Genomic DNA, 21,276 nt, shown 5'->3' with positions numbered 1-21,276 from the left:
GGGAAACGAAAAGAGCAATTCTATGGAATATGCAGTAATTGAAAATAGATGGACTAATGTATCAGTACTCAGTATACAGATATACCATTATTTGCTATCTATATTTGTGTATCGATTTTAATTCCTATACACCTACATAGAGTTTAACTAGGTAGAATTAAGACCAGTATTTTTATGGTGATAGAGCTATTGGGGTTGCTTAACTTACCATACTGATTTGGGTTTTTATTTATGTCATTCCGGCGTAGGTTAAAGATCAAAAGAATGCGGAGGATATAGCGATCTTTGTAGCATTATTAGTAATACTCTGTTAGTTTTCTACTGCTAAAAGTAGTTTGCGAGCTGATGATTATTGATAGACTCTATGTTATCTCTATAAGCTCTTCTGGTTTAATGAACTTCACGCAGCATTTCTCGAAGGTTTGTCTATCAACTATGTGTAGCTCTATTGGGTATCCTCTATACCTACTCTTAATATATATCTTCAAAGTGTCTACATCTATATTATGGAGGTTTTCGAGAACTGTTGATATATCTATATCGCTTAAATATGTATATCTACCTCTGGCTACTGAGCTAAAGAGATAGATCTTAGCCCTTGACACAATTTTCTCAATATCTTTTTAACAGATAATAAGATGTTTTGTGGATTCTTAAATAAATCTTCTATCTCTTTAGCATACCTAATATAGATTTCAAACTTATATAGTGGTTGCCCCGCTCCTAGCGTTCAGGAAGATCGTCCTTTCTACTCCCTTTTGGGAGTTTCTGCGAGGAAGAGTGTTATAGCCATGAACGCGGCGTAACTTGCTACAAACTTTCTACTCCCTTTTGGGAGTTTCAAACATATCAATCAACATTGCATAGTAATTCACTTCTGTGAACAACTTTCTACTCCCTTTTGGGAGTTTCTGTGGATAGAAACCCCCGTTTCCATCAACATCTGGTACCAGATGCACACTTTCTACTCCCTTTTGGGAGTTTCCTGTTCCAACATGTTTCGGCTATGTTGTGTGGTGTTGTAGTTGACTTTCTACTCCCTTTTGGGAGTTTCGTCTGGGCATGACACTCTGATATATATCACTCTCTATTCTTCTACTTTCTACTCCCTTTTGGGAGTTTCTACGAGGGAAATAGAGAGGTTGTTTTAGGGATCTACTGCTACGACTTTCTACTCCCTTTTGGGAGTTTCTATTGTAGTTGTCAAGGAATATGACACATTATACTACTGCACTTTCTACTCCCTTTTGGGAGTTTCAAATGTTTTGATTATGCATGGCTCTATTGACAAGGATTCTATAGCTTTCTACTCCCTTTTGGGAGTTTCAAGAAATAGATGAAGCTGAACTACCAAGGAAAAAGAAGCTGAAGATCTTTCTACTCCCTTTTGGGAGTTTCCTTCTCTAACACCTCTAAAAGCTTTGCCTTTTCTTTAATTAATTCCCTCTTTCTACTCCCTTTTGGGAGTTTCTGGTTCAGATATTATGAATTTCTTCCGCATTGGATCCGGTATTCTCTTTCTACTCCCTTTTGGGAGTTTCATCAACAGCCACATCAACAGCAGCAACAGCAACAGCAAAAACCTTTCTACTCCCTTTTGGGAGTTTCTCAGTCCATAGCGCATGCTTCCTCCCCCATGTGCTGCTGTAATCGTCTCTTTCTACTCCCTTTTGGGAGTTTCTTAGCAGTTTTCAAACCAGATAAACGAGATGAATTACTCTCTAATCTTTCTACTCCCTTTTGGGAGTTTCAATGCTAAGATAGAGATCTTTTCAGCGTCATCAAGGTTCATCACTTTCTACTCCCTTTTGGGAGTTTCGAAAGGATCAATTTTATGCAAGTGAGAACAACAATGATTACAACCTTTCTACTCCCTTTTGGGAGTTTCATTTAGAGAAGAAGCTGAGAAGGAGGGGCTGGAGTTATTCGAGTTTGCTTTCTACTCCCTTTTGGGAGTTTCGCAGATATATGTTTTGATGCATCTCTAGCTGCGCAGACATATGCTTTCTACTCCCTTTTGGGAGTTTCTGAATTGATTGAGAAGACGGTGAAGAAAATAGTCTTTGAGATCTGCTTTCTACTCCCTTTTGGGAGTTTCTGGATGAGGGATGATTGCTAGGAAACTTGAAGCTGAATTAGCTAGCTTTCTACTCCCTTTTGGGAGTTTCCGTTACTATAATACTGAGGCTTATAGGAAGTTGAACAACATTGTTGCCTTTCTACTCCCTTTTGGGAGTTTCAAAAGTATAATTGTGCTTACAGTAGATATCAGATTTCTAACTGCTTCCTTTCTACTCCCTTTTGGGAGTTTCCTAAATCTATTTCACTTGTACCAACACTGGTTATTATATTGCTTTCTACTCCCTTTTGGGAGTTTCATTGGGTCTCTGGAGATGACGGGGTAGGGATATTTGTACATTACGTACTTTCTACTCCCTTTTGGGAGTTTCTTCTTTATTGATTTCAGATGCTAAATATAATGCTACAGATTCCTTTCTACTCCCTTTTGGGAGTTTCTACATAAAGCTTGTTTTTAGTAGCTTCTACATCTACAAGACTTTCTACTCCCTTTTGGGAGTTTCTTCAGGAACTATGAGAGGCAGATAAAGTATCTAGATAAATACTTTCTACTCCCTTTTGGGAGTTTCGACAGGATTACATGAGGAAACATGTAAACTAAAGACAAAGATATCTTTCTACTCCCTTTTGGGAGTTTCGAGAAGAAAGCACTATATCACAGAATTAGGAGGCTTTTGCGGTCATCTTTCTACTCCCTTTTGGGAGTTTCTGGTCGGTTTACCGTGTTCTACCACCTGATGAAATATACAGAATACTTTCTACTCCCTTTTGGGAGTTTCCAATCTCTTGCTCTATGTTATCACTCGAAACTCACTAAATCCTTTCTACTCCCTTTTGGGAGTTTCTGCATATGCAGTATTAGTTTTAGATCCTGTTCTGTGATATAGTCCTTTCTACTCCCTTTTGGGAGTTTCTTTTACTTTTGGTTAGATAAACTATACAATAAATTATACAAACCACTTTCTACTCCCTTTTGGGAGTTTCTAGCCCCTGTAAAAGAGGTGAAATGTGAAGATGTTTTCCAGACATGACTTTCTACTCCCTTTTGGGAGTTTCCTTAAAGGATGTTGAAGAACTGGAGGAAAAGAGGGTGGAATTAATACCTTTCTACTCCCTTTTGGGAGTTTCTATGTGTGGAGAGCTGCGGTGTAGTGGTCTACATGCCTCTCCCGCTTTCTACTCCCTTTTGGGAGTTTCCGAATTACCAACAGACACACCATTCGACAAATATCATATTGTATTAACTTTCTACTCCCTTTTGGGAGTTTCTCTATTCTTGGGGAGGTGAAGACGGGGGGCTGTAGGCTCTATGCCTTTCTACTCCCTTTTGGGAGTTTCGAATTCTCAACAGAACCTGATTACAAACGCAATTACTATAGATATCTATCTTTCTACTCCCTTTTGGGAGTTTCCTGCGCAACCACATGAGGTGCTGCTAACAACAGTATTAGTATAACTACTTTCTACTCCCTTTTGGGAGTTTCTTAGCTAAATTGCCGATGGATCTAACAACAGCAACTGGACCTGCCTTTCTACTCCCTTTTGGGAGTTTCTTGTGTTTACATTTATATATTTGTGTTTTTTAGGGTTTATAAATATTTTTATGAATTTAATCAGAAGATTCATAGCTATATTGATGATTTATATAATGGTTGTTCTAATGAGTAAGAGTTGAGCTGATGTAGATGTTCTGATGATGTGATGAAAAGAATTGAATTTATATGTTCTAATGAGTAAGTATTGAAAGTATTACCTGCATAGAGTTGAGTATATGTTTTGGTTAATGGTTTATTGTTTGTGTTGTTTATTTTGGTTAATGGTTTATTGTTGGTTGAGAAGAGCTATAGTGTTAGGTGGTGATTAGACTATATTGTGTTTGAGGGGTTGGGTGTAGTTGAAAGTTTAGGTTTTGTTGGTTTCTTTAGGATTCTTAGAGTTCTTGTTATAGTTAGATATGTGTTAGCATTGTGTTTATTAGATATCGGTTTCTTTATAGCTTCTATGTTATTGATTTATCTACATCAATGTTTATTGATAGCTAATTGTAGTTTTGATGTTTGAGAAAATCTTTATGCATGATATTGAGTAGTAAGAAGTTAGCTATCTATAGCAATATATAGCTGTGATTCTCTACATAGATAGTGGCTATAAAGCTATATCTAATTCATGGCTATGGTTGATATAGAATCTATTAACTATGTATATGTTAAGTATGGACTATAAATTGTCTTCGAGAATAAAGTTGCTGAAAAACAGTATCAAGCTTCATAAAAAGTTGAAGCAATTGTGTAGAGTTATAGCTATTAAGTGTATTGATGCTAGTGAACGCTTTCGTAAAGCTATTTGATGTAAATTGAAGCTATATCTCAATATTTATCAAAATCTTAGCCATGATATATAGAGATCTATTCTTGTGAGTGACTCGAGGTATATCTTATTGCTATACGTTCTTTAGAAGCTGTAAGATGTATACTAGATTTATTGATGTATGGATGGTATTTGTTAACCTATTTTTGATCAAGAATATAGCCTCTCTTCAACAGTAATGCTATTTACTTGTCTTAAGAAGTATCGGAGAAGGGTAATAAGTAGTATCAACATTATATACATAGTAAACAATATTGTTTAGTTTAACTAGAGGTACTCAATGATGTATAATATGGTGACTGTTTTGCTGTACTGGTTCTTATTTTATAGTATTATTGTATCGGTATATGATGTTTTGAGAGATATTATTCTATAATGAGAGAGTGTTTATAGATGTTGTATCATCATAAAGATATTATTCTTCGACTTTTTAGAGCATTCAAGCTTTATAAGATAAGAATGATGCGAGATCTACATTATTGTTTATCATGTATTTGTTTAAACTCTATATTTATCTTCATATTCTGTAGAATCTTCTCTATCGGGGTATAGCTTGTTAGAGCTTTTAGTTGTGCTAAAGCGTAGTAGGCATATGATATCCTCCTCATATCCTCTCTATATATGAATCTAATGCTCTTTATAGGCTTTGGGGATACTAGAATAGCTTTCACATTGAGGTGTTTAAAGAGATCTGTATATGCATGTCTATCTGCTGTAACCGCTATTGCATCTCTTGCTAAAGCCATACCTACTTCACATGGCTGTTGAGATGCATTACTATCTAGTGGTATACCTATGGTTTTCACTTCATCTAGAACTAGAAGCGCTATTTCTGATCTAAGTTTTTCATAGTTCTCTCTATAGTGAGTTCTATGCTTAAGAAGCTCTACATAAGCACATAGAGGTACTTTAATCCTTTCTACACGATGTTCATAGAGTTGGGTATGAAGTGATGCGTAGAGAACGTTTGTATCAACCAGAATACTATCGCTACCACCTATAGTTCTTAGAGCATCTATAAATAGAAGATCTTTATTATCGCTACATCCATAGCTACACTCTTCTACAGCTAGAGTTAGTATTGATGAGAATTTGAAGAGTAGATCGAGAGCATTAAGTCTATCACTATCTATAGAGCCACTTTCTCTTAGCTTTATAAACCCTTTGCCAAGTCCATCAACAATCTCTACAACATCTTTGGTACTACAGTAGTCTCTAGCTTCAGCTGAAAGCTTCTCACTACCGTCAACATGTATAGACACTCTAATTTTTGAACACATGACATCAACTGGATACAGCATAGTACTGTATGCGTAATGTAGATTCATTTTGTATTGTTCATAAGATGTCCTTTTTCTGAGTATCGATAGCTGTTTACCTATCTCGCTAAGTAGTTCAGATACTTTATTGCCTAAGTTACTCAGTATATTCGGTACATATTGTTTATTCGACTGCTTAACTAGATTTTTAACAGATTCTGCATCTGGATGTAGAATTACTAGAGGTTCTAGAGGCTTAGGAGTAAAAGGATAGAAGAGACTACTCCACGGACCCCAGAAAAATGGTGTATAGACAAGAACAGTATTCTCTCTAATTCTAGATACAGCTAATACAGTTGCAGAAACCTCAATTCTAGACCCTGTATAGACAGCTACAATAGCTACATCTTTAGACGAAACATTACTTAATTTTTCATATATCTTATTAACAAGATTATCAAAACTGTCAAGGTTATTAGGTAGAGGAAAATCAGGATATATATGTAGATCAATACCGTTAGGAATATAACTTCTAACTAAATCAATAATTCTCTTAGCTTCATCAACACGACCTTCAGATGTAAATATAGCGATACTGTTACAATCAAAAACATCCAGAATCCTAAAAACAGAAGTTAGGAAAGCTTCAATAGGCTCACTATAAAAAGTAATAAATACGCATTTAGAGGACACACAAACTCACCAAAAAATACAGCAAATAAAACAGCTATAAAGCATCTAGTTGAGTATCTGTAGTAAGCTGTATACTACATCTATGGAGTAGAATCAATAAACTTATTCAATAAAACATAGGATTGGGATAGAGTTTGATATAAGGTGTATAGAGTTTATGTTGCCTAGAATAGGTAGAGAATTTTCTTTGATGTGATATGTTTTGCTGATTATGTTATGTTCCTATGGTTAGATTTTTTCTTGAGAGTTGTTTAAGTAGCTGAAGTACTGAGAATACTGTTATTAGGCTTGATCTTGATTTTTCGTCTATTCGTTTGTTGCGTATTTCTATTCTTATTTCACCGAATAACCCTTTTGCATATATCTCATGTATATTTTCATTTGTGTTTGGATCTGCTATTATTTTGACTATTGGTGTTTTGTTTGTTGCTAGAGCTATTGTGGCAGCTATGTTTATATTTAATGGAAATCTTTTTACAGCTTCAGTAGCATCTCCTTCAAAAATAGTTAGAGGCTTATCTATATTATCTAGTCCTAGAGCTTTAGGATTCTTTCTAGTTGTTAATACAAGTTCATTTATGTCTAGAAGAGATGCTGCTTTCAGTATATCTATTCCTCCTATAGCTCCACTAGGTATATAGATTCTAGCTCCAGTATTTTCAGCTATCTGGATAGTTTTTTGGAGAAGATCTCTATTGAGGAAAGCTCCTGAACTCAAAACCACTATACTCTTACCTCTAGCAACTATATCCACAATATATCTCTCTACAGCTTCAGGTGAAGCCGCCTCTATCACCAGATCTATTGATTGTTCAAGCATCTCTTCTATAGAACTAGTTACCCTAGGTCTAAATCTCTTAAGCTTCTTCACCAGCTCTAGAGCTTTATTGATATCTCTATCGAAAACAGCTACTAGATCTACTTCATCAAAATCTTCATCAATTACTCTAGCTATACTAGACCCTATTGCTCCACAACCAATCAATCCTACTCTTATCACAAAATCACCTCAACAACATCCATACTCATCTTTAGCGGTGGTGCTTCTAGAGTCAATTTACTAAGCGAAACTATATCTACATCAAGTTTAGCATACTCAACAATACTATCTTCATCTATACCTCCAGAAACCTCTATCAAAACCTTGTCCCTTAGTCCATGGAGACGCAGAAGCTCAATAGCTTTTGCAACTTCTTCAACACTCATATTATCTAGCATAACTATATCAGCTCCAGCTTTAGCAGCTTCTAGAGCTTCTTCAGCAGATCTAACCTCTACCTCTATCTTCTTGAAATATCCTAAAGTCTTTCTAGCTAATTCTACAGCTTTTCTAACATCACCAACTATCGCTAAATGATTATCTTTTATCAAAACCGTATCGAAAAGACCTAGACGATGAGTAGAACCACCACCAACAGATACAGCATATTTCTCAAAAAACGCTAGCCCTGGATGAGTCTTTCGAGTTGCTGCAATAATCAACCTACTGTTTATCTCTCTAACTCTCTCAACAATACTCTTAGTATATGTAGCTATTCCGCTGAGAATCATTAAGAAGTTCAGAATAGTACGCTCTATAGACAGTATCTTTCTTGCTTCTCCCATCAGCTCTAGAACAATATCACCAGTATCTATATACCCTCCATCCTCTACATATCTAATCACATCTATACCGAAATACTTTAGAAAAGGAGCAACAAAATTATTACCAGCAACAATACCTCTATCTTCAGCTACAACTATAGCTCTAGCTCTACAGTTCTTCGGTATCATAGCCTCTGTAGTTACATCTATGAAAAACAGATCGTCTTTAAGGAACTGAAGAAGTCTATCTATAGCTATCTCTTCCAAGGTGCATCAACCCCAAGAACATTAAAAGTATTCTCAATAGCTTTTCTAACTCTTATAGCTATAGCTCTATCCACTAATACCCTATAGACTCTTTCTCTTAAACTTTTTAACACTTTATCAAGAGTTATTTTCTTCATATCTTCACAAATAGCTTCAGTAGAAGCAGGTATAAAGATCTTATCAGGATTCTCTTTAACCATTCTATAAATAATACCTATCTCTGTACCTACAATAAACACTCTCTCTCCAGATGTCTTTACATACTTCACCATCTGGCTAGTAGATCCAACAAATTGTGCTAAATCTCTAACACTCTTAGGACACTCTGGATGAGCTATAAAACAAGCTTTTCCATATATCTTAATGAGTTTCTGTATATTATTTGCATTAAACTTAATATGTATGGGGCAATATCCATCTCTAGGCACAGGTATAACAACTTTACCAGTTCTTTCAGCTATATACTGAGCTAGATGAGCATCAGGTCCAAAGATAACTACATCAGATGATAGTGATCTAACTAGCTCAACAACATTAGCGCTAGTAACAACATAATCTGCTTCTGCTTTAACTATAGCAGGACTATTAACATAGACTATAGCTGGAGCTTCTGGATAAAGCTTCTTGAACTTTCTAAGTTCTTCAATAGTTATCATTTGAGCCATAGGGCATTGGGCTTCTGGATTAGGGTGAAGGACAATAGAATCCTCATTCAGTATAGCTGCTTGTTCAGCCATAAAGTCTACACCTGCAAATACTATGACTCTTGCTCTACTCTCTAGAGCTTTCACAGAAAGTTCGAGGCTATCTCCAACAAAATCTGCTACATCTTGAACTTCAGGAGACTGATAGTTATGTGCCAAGATGACTGCTCCAGTCTCTTTCTTTAGCTTAAATACCTCATTCACTATGTCCAAGGTTTTCACACCAATAAACGTTTGATTACAAATTTACTAAAGAACAACAGTTAAAAATATTCATCACTCTACAGCCGAAGAGGTAATAGACATTATCTAAAACGAAATACATTCAGAACGCTTGGAATCGAGATAAACTAGAATATGGAGACATATTGGGTATGATGTAGCTAGCTAAAGGTATGTAGCCTTAATGTTCCTTGTTCTCCATATAGAGATAAATTCAAATTCAGTAAATATCTCATGTATCTTTCTATGGCTGTTTCTATAGATGTATCGATAAACCGGGTTATCATATAAAGGTAGTCAATTATCTGGAAAAAAGTTTGAATAAACATGTATATAGTTAATGAACTATGTATTAGATCTTAATCAATATACTACAGCTTGATACCATATTGTTCCATATGTGGGTGACAATATTATCTGTCTATATTCTTGTTTAGCTACTATGGTAAGCGATCTTGTTTTTCTACCCATACCATCTAGAGACCATGCAATAATGTTTCTGTTTGTTTTAATCGATATTGTTGCCTCAATACCTTCAACAATTGTTGGACCTCTTCCCCAGTTACCGAAGTTCGATATCTTTTTTCCATAGAGATTGCTTAAGTCATCTTTCGTTAGATTTAATGATGTTCTAAATAAGAGTTGCCTGTTATCGAAGTTATAGATAGGCATATTGTTGTTAAAGGCTGCACCTATAGTTATTATGAGTATTTTTCTGGCATCTCTAAAGCTTGTTCCCTCTAGCACATGTAGAGCTATTGTTGCCCAACCATCTAGTAAAGTATCTTTAACTTCTATAACTATATCTCCTAGATCGAACTTCTTACCGCTTATGAAGCCCGTCAAAACTATACTTCTAGGTGTATTAACAATAAAGACGCATCTTCCAGCATCTCTACAATCCCATATAAGTTCACCTGTATCAGACTTTATGATGCTTCCCTCAGGTGGTTTTACATCTCTTGGTGAAAGAGCGTCAACAGGTTTTGTTGTATTGGCTACAACTAGTCTAGCTCTATGGATTAGAGGCACATAGTATGGTATATTTAGATGAACACCGTTGGGCATATTCCATGCACTAGCTCTTTGTGTAGCTACAAGCTGTATCTCTGTCTCTCTATCCATCTCTATAGCTACAAAATGTTTAGCTGGAGATACATCACCTCTTACGAAAAGCATAAATGCTGTGATCATCATAGCCCATCTAGCTGGATCTTGATCAAAGTCTAGTGTACCTCTCATCATCATAGAGTTCCAGCTTGCCATAGCTATATGTCCTGAGGTATAAGGTCCATAGCTATAAGGCATTAAGGCATCCCAGTCTTGAAGAGCTCCATAAGCTGATAGAAATACAAAACCTTCAGCTCTATACATATTTGGTGCAGGATGATTATATTCACTTATTGTGAAAGGCTTACCATAGACACTTCTGAAAGCTAGTTGAGATAAGGTATTAGACTCTGGAAAGTTCACCATAGCGTCGTTCTGTACATACCAATTGTTTCCAGAACCAACAGGATATCTCCAGTAGTGATGTGCATCAACAATATCTAGTTGAGCCATTATGTTCGGCATTCCTCCCCAAGCAGATTGTGTTCCAGCTATAAGGGCTTTAACACCTAGCTCGTTCTTCAAGAAATTGTACATATCCATAAAATACTCGTAGTCAAGTCTCCACAGAAATTCAGCCCAATCTTCTCGAGCTCTTCGTGAAGGTCTCTTCAGTATCAGGTCCTTGAGATCAAATACATCGACAGTTCTACTCTCTAGATTTTCTCCAGGTAGAATACTGTCTGATCCCCAGGCCTTCACCAAGTTCTCTGTAGTACCGTATTTCTCTATGAGGAACTGATTCCATTTCTCTCTTAAAGCATCTCTAAAAACCTTTGGAAGTCTATCTACAGCTCCATCAAGCCATCCAAAAGTAGCTCCATATTCATTAAGAATCTCTATCATAGCTACTGCAGGATCTTCTGCATATGATAACCCTGTATAGGGATTCACATGAGTTAGAAGAGCTCTAGCAAAGTCTTTCACAAGTTTTCTAGCCGGTTCATAGAAGAATGGCAGTATATGCTGATCTTTAACAGCCATAGTGTTTACCTCACTTGGAAGACCGTCAGCTGATGAGAATTGTCTATAGCACATCAAGTTTATGTTTATGTAGATCCCATTCTTCTTTAGTTGAGCAACGAAATAGTCCATTCTATCTAAATTCGTTGGATTCAGTCTAGTTGTACCTGGAGGAGAAAATATATTGTTGTAGGGCTCCCAGTTAGCGTCAAGAGCATGAAACCTAACAAGATTTACACCAAATTTAGCTAATCTAGCAGCTATAAGTTCTGCCTCCTCTTTCGTCGGAAAAGCTCCTGGACCCACTACACTAACGCCTAGGAACTTTATCCTATGGTTACCGACATAGAGATGTCCATCGCTACCCACATACACATGACCATACTTACCAGCAGGTTTATGGAGATAATCAGCAAGACTTATATCTGTCTGTATAGAATCATCCCAAGGGAGATAGAAGTAGAAGAGTCTACTACCTTCTGGTACAACTGTTTGCTGGGGCAATGCTGTAGCTGTAATTGTTCTCGTGGTTATGACTGTTTGTGTATATGTTGTAGGCATAGTGATAGTATGTGTAGCTGTAGTTTCTACAGCTTCTCTCAATGTAGATATTAAGGTAGATGTTAGAATTGATGTAGTTGTTTCAGTAACTATAGAGCCTATAGTGATTGTTTTAGTCGATGTTACTGGTGATGTTAATGTATACGTATGTGTATATGTTTGTGTAACTGGAGCTCTAGAGCCTCCAGCTATATAACCAATGATTCCAGCTACACTAGCTATAACAACCATAGACGTGATGATCGGTATAGAGATTCGAGATAATTTGCTACTCAATACACAACACCCAGCTTAGACACACTACCGAGAATACATAGATACAGGTACACAATATAAAAGTCTTTAAAAGTCTTGGTTCAATCCATCAGATCTAGTTAGAGTCTGTATGCTGTATCCTATGCTGTACATCATCTTAATTCTTCATTGATAATGATACCCATCATCTCTACTTTCTAGCGAAGGTCTTGATACCGCTATTCCTTAACTCTATTGGTTTCGGTAATATGAATAAAGGGAGCTCCTGGATACAGTTTTTACCTGTTCTTAGAGCTTCTTCAGCTTTAGCAAGTTCTATACCTAGGTATATTGCGTGTGAGAGAGATGAAACAAGTTCTCTAGATAGTATCTCGTCTCGTATTGCTTTCGCTGTTTTACCTCTTATCAATATCTTTCCCTTTCTGCCTATGTAGAGAGCCTCTATAAAGCCTTCATCATGATTCACATCTATCTTAAAGATACCTAAAGGATCTAGAGCATATTCTGTATCTTTTTCGGTAGCTGTAACGATTTCTGCATCACTATCTAGAGGTACCTTAACTCTCTTCTTGTCTTTAAGAATGAGAAGAGATATACCTAGATTCTTCGGCATAGTTTTCATGGTTTTCGCTAGAGCTGCCATTTGTGTAGCTATCTTTGTTTCTCTTGTAGATCCATAGGTTTTGGTGCTACATTCAGAAGTCAAAACAATACTTACACCTATCTCTTGTGCAAGTAGCACAAGAAGTGCATTAACACCTACACTATCTATATCAACTAGTTCTGTAACATTGCCTATACCCATGAACATAGGGATCTCGGGATGTAGCATCTTGAAGCTATGGTAAGCAATCATTGAATTGAATGTAGAGCCAGGAGGATCAAGTACAGCATCAGCCAGAATCTTTTCTACACCTAAGCTCTTTACATAATCTATTGTCTTAATCAATAGCTCAATTCTTTGGCTAGAGCTAAAGGGTATAGATCCTGTTGAAGGATCTCGAGGAATAACAGCTACAGCTACATCTTTAACATAGTCTACAACTCTATCGATATTAGTTAAGTCTATGTTTATAACCATATCGCATCCAGCTTCAACACCTCTAGATATCTCGCTAGGAATCGGTGTATCGATAGCTATAGCTACATCAAACTCTCTCTTCAAGAATCTAACAATCCTATATACATCATCAGGATGAGGCTCTAGAGCCTCGAAACCGAGACTCACAATATCTGCTCCACTCTCAATTAGATACACTACCCTCTTGTAGAGCAATGACTCATCGACTCTATGAGCAGACGCTACTTCTGATGCAACTCTTATCGGGGGAGGTACCAGAGGTATATGCAGATTTCCTACAGAGAAACCGTTTAAACGTGCTTTCTCTTCTACCTCAATCAACAACCTCTTGTTCCTATCGATAAAAAGTTTCTGAAGAATATCATCAGCAGGGCTATCTTCAGATAAGGTACTCAGATCCTCAAGCTTAAGTAGCTCGGTAAGATCGTAAGCTATTGTGCATCCCTTGAAGGTCTTTATACCTATGGCTTCTTCAACAACTCTACCAGAACCTCTCGCTAGACCAGGGACAAGGATATAGTCGTAATCTCCCTTCTTGATACCTCTACTCAACAAGAGTTTAGCTATATAGTCTGTAGACAGAAATGCAGCTACATCAACAGGTGCCACAAGTATCTCTACATAGTGTCTAGTGTTGCTGAGAGCAACAGCTTCTCTAACAATAGGTTCAGCCAATCTACTTGTAACGATAAGTATTCTAGCCATATAATGTAGCCACCCTATAGCTATAGAGAATGTTGCTACGTATTCAAATCTTTATCACAATTCTCGATATACAGTAAATCCTATATCTGGCTCCAGCAAGAGATCTGCAAAGGTGATGAAATTTCAGTGGAAACTCGCCTAGGTATTGAAGAGGTTTGGAGAATACATAGACTAAACTTCTTGAAGTGTGCCAGACTTGAGAAACCTATGTTCACGCCATGCAGAATCAATCTTTCTCAACCCATTCTAAACATCTATAGAGAAAAGATCATCGAGATAATCAATAAATATCCTCTAGCTTTCCCTGACTACGATCCAGAAGAGCTGAGGTTTGATGAAGAATCCAGAGACATCTATGAAGATAGATATACTGTAGATGTTTATGGAACGATCTGGAGATTCAGGATAAAGGGGTTTGTCGGTATACCTCATCGCTATCCTCTAGAGGATCTAGATAGAGTTCGAGAATGGTCTCTACCTGATCCAGAAACAGGCTATCCTATAGGTTTTGCTGATCCTAGACCTCTAATCCCATGGGAAGAACTGTTCAACTATTTCGATAAACTGAAAGAACGCGGTCGACTCATAGTCTTCAACCTACATCATTTCTTGTTCCAGAAGCTTATGGATCTAGTTCCTCTAAACAAGCTTATTCCAGCTCTATACAGACGTGACGAGGGGTTGCTTATAGCTTTAAACAAGATTGCGGAATACAAGCTTGGTCTACTTAAAGTGGTTAAGAGATATAGAGGAATTGATGTTGTTGTATTTCTAGAGGATCTAGGTGCACAAGATTCTCCTCTGATAAAGCCGCATCATCTCAGAGAATACTTTCTACCATACTATAGAAGATTTTTCAATGAGGTGAAGAGTATGAATGCTGTTATATACTTCCATAGCGATGGCAACATAGTTCCTCTAGCTAATGTATTTCTAGAAATGGATGTAGATGTGCTGAATATACAGGATAGCGCTAACGGTATAGACAATATCGCTTCCCTATTCAGAGGCAAAGTATGTATAGATCTCAATATCGATAAAGAGCATCTGATTCTCAACAAATCTAGAGAAGAGATCTTGAACTACATCAGAAACGCTGTAGAGAAGCTAGAGACAGAATCAAGTGGATTGATGATCAATATAGAGGTTTATCCACCAGCTCCTCTAGAGATTATAGCTTATCTAGCAGAAGCTTGCTATAGGTGCTGTATAGAAAGAAAGTAGATAATATAGCCAGATCTATCTATTCCCACATATTTAATAAATTGAATAGATATACACAAGAAGATATATCTTGTTTAAACTCACCACAGCTTTGGTGACCATCTATAGAACACAACAATGACAGCTATACACATGTTTTTCATATAGTTTACTTCGACTATGATTCTTCAGCCTATATACACTTCTACAACTGCAACTTTAGATGTCTAGGGTGTATAAGAAGGCTATCTATATGGGATTGCCATCTACCTAGTGAAACCATTTCGAGTCTAAGGTTTAGTGGATTTCTATCCTATAGAGGTTTAGAGACTCTAGCAAAAGAACTAATCTCTGTATACGGTATGAAGAGAGTTGTTCTAGGAGGTGGTGAACCAAGTATAGATCCAGCTATAGCTATGATTACCAGAATGCTTAAGGATCTTGGACTAGAGATCAAGATGCTTACAAATTCCTATAGTCTGAGTAGAGATCTAGTTGAAGAACTTAGAGATCCTCGTGTCACAGTTATAGCTAGTGTAAAGAGTATAGATCCAAAGAAACACAGAGAATATACAGGTTTTCCTCTAGAACCAGTTCTCACCAATATAACCAATATGTATGAATCAGGTATAAACATAGCTATAGAGACGATCCTGATACCTGGTTTCAATGATGTTGAAGAGATACGTAGATTAGCTAAATTCATAGCGTCATTAGACAGAGATATACTGCTAATAATAGACTCCTTCATACCTGTTCCAGGAGCTCTATGGAGAAAACCTACATTAGATGAACTAGATAGAGTAGAACAAGAAGCCTCAAAATATCTAGAGAATGTGTATGTAAGAGGTAGAACTATATCGAGTGGCTTGAGGGGAGAAATCTACCTCATCTACCCTAGACCTCTAGATAGAAACAGTACGCAAAACTTATATACGGGCTGAACATATGGCTAGACTAGCCATATGTGTGGTAAGCCATGGATATGAAGTATCTAGGACTCATAATTATTATAGCAATAGTTATGCTTATAGGAGGCTACTACATTGGTCAGACTACAGCACCTACAACCATCACCACAATTACTGCTACTGTTACGTATACACATGTGGTTGAGAAAACAATTACACCATCACCTATATATGCAACTCTAACAGTTATTGAAACTCTAACAGTTGTTCAAGAAACTCCTATATCTATAGTTGATGCTTTAGGTAGAAGTATTGTTTTCGAGAAAACTCCAGAGAGAGTTGTTTCATTAGCTCCATCTATAACAGAGATACTGTTTGCTCTAGGTCTTGGAAATAGAGTTGTTGGTGTGACTAGCTACTGTAACTATCCACCAGAAGTATTGAGACTTGTAGAAGAAGGTAAGATAGCTGTTATAGGTGGTTACTGGACACCCGATGTAGAGAAGATACTTGCTCTCAAACCTGATCTAGTTATAGGATCTTCGGGTACAAGACCACATATACAGCTTAGAGAAAGAGTTGAAGAAGTAGGAATAAAGATTGTGTACATAAAAGGATCTGGAGCAACCAATATCTATGAAATATATGAAGATATAGCTACAATAGCGAAGATATTTGGGGTAGAAGATACAGCTAGAAAAATCATACAGGATATAGATAACGAAATAAGGTACGTTACTCAAAAACTAGGTGAAGCTAATGTAGCGAAACTAAAGGTTCTTCAACTTGCAGGTCCACCTAGCTGGGGACTCTATAGCGCTGGTGGAGATACATTCATTGGATGGGTTATATCAACTGCAGGAGGAATCAATATAGCGCAGAGGTTTACTGGATGGCCTCAACTTGATTATGAGTTCGTGATTGCAGAAAATCCTGATGTGATTATAGTAAGCGCTATGGGTGCAAACTATACAGCAATAATAGAAGAGATTAGAGGAACACCTCTAGCCGATACTAAAGCGTTTAAAGAGGGTAGGGTATATCTATTGGATAAAGAGGCTAACGATATATTGGTTAGACCTGGTCCTAGAGTAGGTAAAGCTGTTGTACTTGTCGCTAAGATACTCTATCCAGAGATATTTGGTGAACCAGATACACCTATAGTCTATAGGATGCATAAGTAAGTGGATAGATTATGGCTCTAGAGATACATGTACAGAATGTTAAGAGATTTATTTTTTCACTCATATTCTCTATACTAATTCTATGTCTTATATACATAGTTTCAATATCTATAGGTTCTTCTATGTTGCCGATCAGAGATGTATTTCTATGTCTTTTTGGGATAGAGTGTAGAGATATTTCTGAATCAATACTTCGCTACAGATGGGCAAGATCATCTACAGCACTACTTACTGGAGCTATTCTCGCTCTTTCAGGAACATTGATACAGTCTATAGCTAGAAATCCTCTAGCTGAACCCTATATCCTTGGGCTATCTTCAACAGCTCTAACAGCTCTAGCAATAGCTATCCTGATATGGCCTACAGTAATAGCCTATAGGTACTATATGATGGTTATAGCTTTTGTTGGGGCTATAGCTGGATACCTTCTAACTACAGCTCTAAGTGTTTTAGCTGGTTCAACAGGATACTCACTCATACTCTCGGGCATAGCTATTACATCTATATTCTCAGGCTTATCTCATGTTCTTCTCTATATAGTTCAAAGCAAACTAAAATCACCTTATCATCTTCTGCTCATGGGCTCTACCTCTACAGCTCTTATTCAAGACGTCTTAATACTCACCTCTACTCTACTGTGTTGCACATTCTTTATATACATCTTCGGACTACCGAAGAAACTTAATGCATATGTTTTTGGAGATAGCTTTGTTAAACAACTTGGCTATAACCCAAAACTTTTATCAATTATATCAGCTCTACTAGCAAGCTTATTGACAGGTACAACAGTTGCTGTTGTAGGTATAGTTGGGTTTATAGGACTTGCAGCACCCCATATAGCTCGACTGATAGCTGGTTCTTCAGATCATAGAGTAACTCTAGCGTTATCAATATTCATAGGCGCTTCACTAGCAACATCAGCAGATATTTTGGCTAAGATACTTGCAGTAACAACAAGACAAGGAGAATTCCCGTTAGGGGTAGTAACAAGCATAATTGGTGCACCTTTTCTTGCATATCTAATCATTAAGAGTGGTAAGAGATGAAGATAGAGGTAGAGAACGTCTCATTCAACTATAACTCTACATCAGTACTAAAAGACGTTACACTAAAGATTGAAGCAGGAAAAATGACTTGTATCATAGGTCCTAATGGTGCTGGAAAAACCACGTTCCTGAAGATCTTGGCATCTATCTTGATGCCAACAAGAGGTGTGGTTTATATCGATGGAAAAGACTCTAGACTTTACAGCCCTAGGGATATAGCTAAGATTATCGCATATTCAGAACCATATATATCTAGAAGTCTACCTATGACTGTACTAGATTTTCTTTCAACAGCTAGATACCCCTACCACAACACTCTTCAATATTTTGAATCATCTGAAGACCTGAAGATTATTGAGGAAATAGCTAGAGAACTTGATATAGTTCATCTCCTTGGGAGAAAACTTGACCAGATAAGTAGTGGAGAACTACAGAGAGTGTTAATAGCACATGCATTAGCAAAGAAGCCCAAGATACTGTTGCTCGATGAACCTTCAGCATTTCTAGACATAAGATATAGATTCGAGATACTCAATTACGTAAAGAGGTATACTGTTAGAGAAGGTATAGCAACTGTTGTAGCTATCCATGATCTCCATCTAGCTTCAGTATATTGCGATACTGTTGTCCTTTTAGATAGAGGTAGAATTGTGGCTTGCGGATCACCACATGAAGTGTTTATGGATAAGGTTGTTGAAGAAGTATATGGTGTAGAGATCGAGGTTATAAAGATAGGGGATAACACCGTAATCGTTGTTCCGAAACCTAAATCAAATTAAGGTGACCTGGATCCAGTTTTTGAGGTGATTCGGTATGGTTAAAGGGTTTGAGGTAATATATGGGGATATCCCTCTAGATAAGATTAGATATGGGAAAACTCTAGCTCTCTATGCAATAGGATCAACTATGACTTCAACTATACCCAATATATCTATAGCTGGAGCTATGCCTATAGCAACACTATTTACACCAGCACTTGATGTAGAGTATGTTCACTACGGAAAACCTGTGACACTAGACATAATACCAACAACACCTACAGGTATACCAACACCAGCAATAATAACGAGAGTATCTCTCCAACTATCTAGAACACCTTTCATAATTGTAAACACAGGATCCTACATAACCCCAAAAATGCCTGTAATAGATCTTCCAAGCAGATGTGTAGGTGGAAGAATAGATGTAGAAGATGCGTTGCCTCGAGGAACATCGAAAAAACTATTCGAAGAAGCTAGATCTGTAGGCTATATGCTTGGTTCTGCAACAGATGTTGTACTAGTTGGTGAAAGCATACCTAGTGGAACTACAACAGCTATGGCCATTCTACAGGGACTTGGCTATAATGCCTATAACCTGGTCAGTAGCTCGATGAAGAATAATCCCGTAGACCTAAAGAGATTAGTCGCTAATAAAGCTATTGAAAGACTCAAGAGCTCTAGAGATCCATTTACTGTAAACGATGTTGCTGGAGATCCTCTCCACATATCTGTAGCAGGTCTAGCTCTAGGTGCGCTTGAAGCAGAGAGCTTTGTAATTCTTGCAGGTGGAACCCAGATGCTGGCAGCAATAGCCCTTATGAAGGCTGTGTCTCCAGAGTTTAGACAAGATAGAATGATTCTAGCAACAACTAGATGGATCGTTATGGATAAAGGTAGAGAGATAACGAGTTTCATAAAGTCGGTTGCACCACAGATGTCTATTGTGTATAGCTATCTAGATTTTAGTGATGCATCTTTCGATGGGCTTAGAGCTTATGAAGAAGGATTCGTTAAAGAAGGTGTAGGTGCTGGAGGAACAGCATTTCTAGCTATTCTCAAAGGCATAGAGGTGACTGATCTAGTGAAAGCTATATATATAGAGTACGAGAGATTGGTAAGACAAGGTGGTTGAGATATAGTAAAAACTCTAACTAGAGATAAAGATACTTTTGTAATAGATCTTGAGCAAGAATATATAGCTATATCTACAGCTGGATGCCCAAAGATATACTCAGAGATAAGGTATATAGTTTTCAGAAGAGTGCCAAAAGACTTTGGCTATGTTGATCTAGATAGCTACTGTCGAGACATAGCCTCAAGTATAGGTATAGACTACTCAAAATCCTCTATATTCCTTACAGCTGTAGATGTATCTTCATGTAGCCACGGATTCTCTATACACAAGAACATAAAGGCTGAAGCATTTGTAACCCTAGGCATAGATACACCATCTTGTATAGGTACCGAAGGTCCCCAAAGCTCTAGAAGAATCAGTACAATAAATGTAGCTGTAGTTGTAGATAAACCGCTTAATAATGTTGGTCTTCTAGATCTATTTAGAACAGTATCAGAGGTAAAGGGTATGGTTATGGGTTTAGGAGGACCTATGTGTATCTCTAGCCCATCTATAGGTACAGCATCTGATGCAACTCTAGTTGCTGCACCAGCTGGTGATGAGAGATTTGCAGGAATATCTACAGATGTCGGTATAGCTTCGTCTATGGCTGTTATATGTGCTTTAGCTAGACACATAAGAAACATATCTAGAGAAGAATATATTGCTAAGACTCTAGGTTTTGATAGAATTGATAATATCATTGGCATAGCTAAAGAAGTTTACACAAAAGCGAGAATACCCCACATAGATGATAGCGATATAGAGAAAGAAGTAAGAGAGGAAATGAGTAGAGTTCTTAGAGATCCCAATATACCGCTATTCATAAAAGGTATGAGGTTGCTGGAAGCAGCACTCTCCATAAACATTTTACCTGGTATCAGTATACATGAGTATAAATCAGATTCACCAGGAATCATAGTTGATGAACTTGTTGGTAAAGCTCTAGCAGAATATATAAACGGGTTCAAAGGTCTACTCATGTACTACTGGATTGAGAGACTAAAAGAAAGAGGAGAAACACCTATACTGAAGCTTCTACCACCAATAGCAGACGATATTGTTGCTGCATTGATAGGTGGTATACTCAGCAAGATATACGATAGATATTCAAGATAATGAGCGATAGTTAGTCTATGAAGATGTGCACGGTTTTTGTCCACATACCTTCTAACTTCTTAGCAAAATAGCTCAGCAATATCATACA

15 protein-coding genes and 1 CRISPR repeat array are annotated in these 21,276 nt (G+C 37.2%); of the genes, 8 read left to right on the top strand and 7 right to left on the bottom strand.

What is annotated here, in order from left to right:
- Nucleotides 1-362: 362 nt before the first annotated feature.
- Nucleotides 363-605 carry a nucleotidyltransferase domain-containing protein gene (locus QXK50_08580; GenBank protein ID MEM2009204.1) on the bottom strand — a complete coding sequence of 81 codons (243 nt, stop codon included), beginning with the start codon at nt 603-605 and terminating at the stop codon, nt 363-365.
- A 139-nt stretch (nt 606-744) separates the two neighbouring features.
- Nucleotides 745-3,632: direct repeats of the CRISPR family, unit length 25 nt; unit sequence CTTTCTACTCCCTTTTGGGAGTTTC.
- Between the two features lie 319 nt (nt 3,633-3,951).
- Between QXK50_08580 and QXK50_08575 the strand changes: the two genes are divergently transcribed.
- Nucleotides 3,952-4,140, top strand: a complete 189-nt coding sequence (locus tag QXK50_08575; protein MEM2009203.1) for a hypothetical protein — start codon at nt 3,952-3,954, stop codon at nt 4,138-4,140.
- Between the two features lie 782 nt (nt 4,141-4,922).
- On the opposite strand, the gene QXK50_08570 is transcribed toward QXK50_08575, so the two are convergent.
- From QXK50_08570 to QXK50_08545, 6 genes are all read right to left on the bottom strand, one after another.
- Nucleotides 4,923-6,398 (bottom strand): hypothetical protein, encoded by a 1,476-nt coding sequence (locus tag QXK50_08570; GenBank protein ID MEM2009202.1) that lies wholly within the window; start codon nt 6,396-6,398, stop codon nt 4,923-4,925.
- A 214-nt stretch (nt 6,399-6,612) separates the two neighbouring features.
- Nucleotides 6,613-7,398, bottom strand: a complete 786-nt coding sequence (gene nadX / locus QXK50_08565) for an aspartate dehydrogenase (protein MEM2009201.1) — start codon at nt 7,396-7,398, stop codon at nt 6,613-6,615.
- A complete protein-coding gene (gene nadC, locus QXK50_08560) occupies nt 7,395-8,249 on the bottom strand; it encodes a carboxylating nicotinate-nucleotide diphosphorylase (protein ID MEM2009200.1) in 855 nt (284 codons plus the stop codon). The genes nadX and nadC overlap by 4 nt, the downstream gene beginning before the upstream one ends.
- Entirely contained in the window at nt 8,237-9,157 is a 921-nt protein-coding gene (gene nadA / locus QXK50_08555) for a quinolinate synthase NadA (GenBank protein ID MEM2009199.1), read from the bottom strand. The genes nadC and nadA overlap by 13 nt, the downstream gene beginning before the upstream one ends.
- A gap of 381 nt (nt 9,158-9,538) precedes the next feature.
- Complete coding sequence (locus tag QXK50_08550; GenBank protein ID MEM2009198.1) at nt 9,539-12,085, bottom strand: hypothetical protein; 2,547 nt, start codon at nt 12,083-12,085, stop codon at nt 9,539-9,541.
- Nucleotides 12,086-12,254: 169 nt separating this feature from the next.
- The gene (locus QXK50_08545) at nt 12,255-13,850 is read right to left on the bottom strand and encodes a dihydropteroate synthase-like protein (GenBank protein MEM2009197.1); all 1,596 of its coding nucleotides are present in this window, start codon (nt 13,848-13,850) and stop codon (nt 12,255-12,257) included.
- Nucleotides 13,851-13,976: 126 nt separating this feature from the next.
- On the opposite strand from QXK50_08545, the gene QXK50_08540 reads away from it, so the two are divergent.
- From QXK50_08540 to QXK50_08510, 7 genes are all read left to right on the top strand, one after another.
- Nucleotides 13,977-15,074 carry a uroporphyrinogen decarboxylase family protein gene (locus QXK50_08540; GenBank protein ID MEM2009196.1) on the top strand — a complete coding sequence of 366 codons (1,098 nt, stop codon included), beginning with the start codon at nt 13,977-13,979 and terminating at the stop codon, nt 15,072-15,074.
- A gap of 104 nt (nt 15,075-15,178) precedes the next feature.
- A complete protein-coding gene (locus QXK50_08535) occupies nt 15,179-15,997 on the top strand; it encodes a radical SAM protein (protein ID MEM2009195.1) in 819 nt (272 codons plus the stop codon).
- A gap of 35 nt (nt 15,998-16,032) precedes the next feature.
- Nucleotides 16,033-17,148, top strand: a complete 1,116-nt coding sequence (locus tag QXK50_08530) for an ABC transporter substrate-binding protein (protein ID MEM2009194.1) — start codon at nt 16,033-16,035, stop codon at nt 17,146-17,148.
- 11 nt (nt 17,149-17,159) lie between these two features.
- Nucleotides 17,160-18,194, top strand: a complete 1,035-nt coding sequence (locus QXK50_08525) for an iron ABC transporter permease (protein ID MEM2009193.1) — start codon at nt 17,160-17,162, stop codon at nt 18,192-18,194.
- A complete protein-coding gene (locus QXK50_08520; protein MEM2009192.1) occupies nt 18,191-18,973 on the top strand; it encodes an ABC transporter ATP-binding protein in 783 nt (260 codons plus the stop codon). The genes QXK50_08525 and QXK50_08520 overlap by 4 nt, the downstream gene beginning before the upstream one ends.
- 34 nt (nt 18,974-19,007) lie before the next feature.
- Nucleotides 19,008-20,087: a TIGR00303 family protein gene (locus QXK50_08515; protein MEM2009191.1), complete on the top strand. Its 1,080-nt coding sequence runs from the start codon at nt 19,008-19,010 to the stop codon at nt 20,085-20,087.
- Nucleotides 20,088-20,090: 3 nt separating this feature from the next.
- The gene (locus tag QXK50_08510; protein ID MEM2009190.1) at nt 20,091-21,188 is read left to right on the top strand and encodes an adenosylcobinamide amidohydrolase; all 1,098 of its coding nucleotides are present in this window, start codon (nt 20,091-20,093) and stop codon (nt 21,186-21,188) included.
- Nucleotides 21,189-21,276: the final 88 nt, after the last annotated feature.

This window comes from Ignisphaera sp. (assembly GCA_038831005.1).
In the GTDB taxonomy this organism is placed as follows: domain Archaea; phylum Thermoproteota; class Thermoprotei_A; order Sulfolobales; family Ignisphaeraceae; genus Ignisphaera.
Note: the sequence above shows the minus strand (reverse complement) of the source record. Positions and strands in the feature narration are given on the sequence as shown.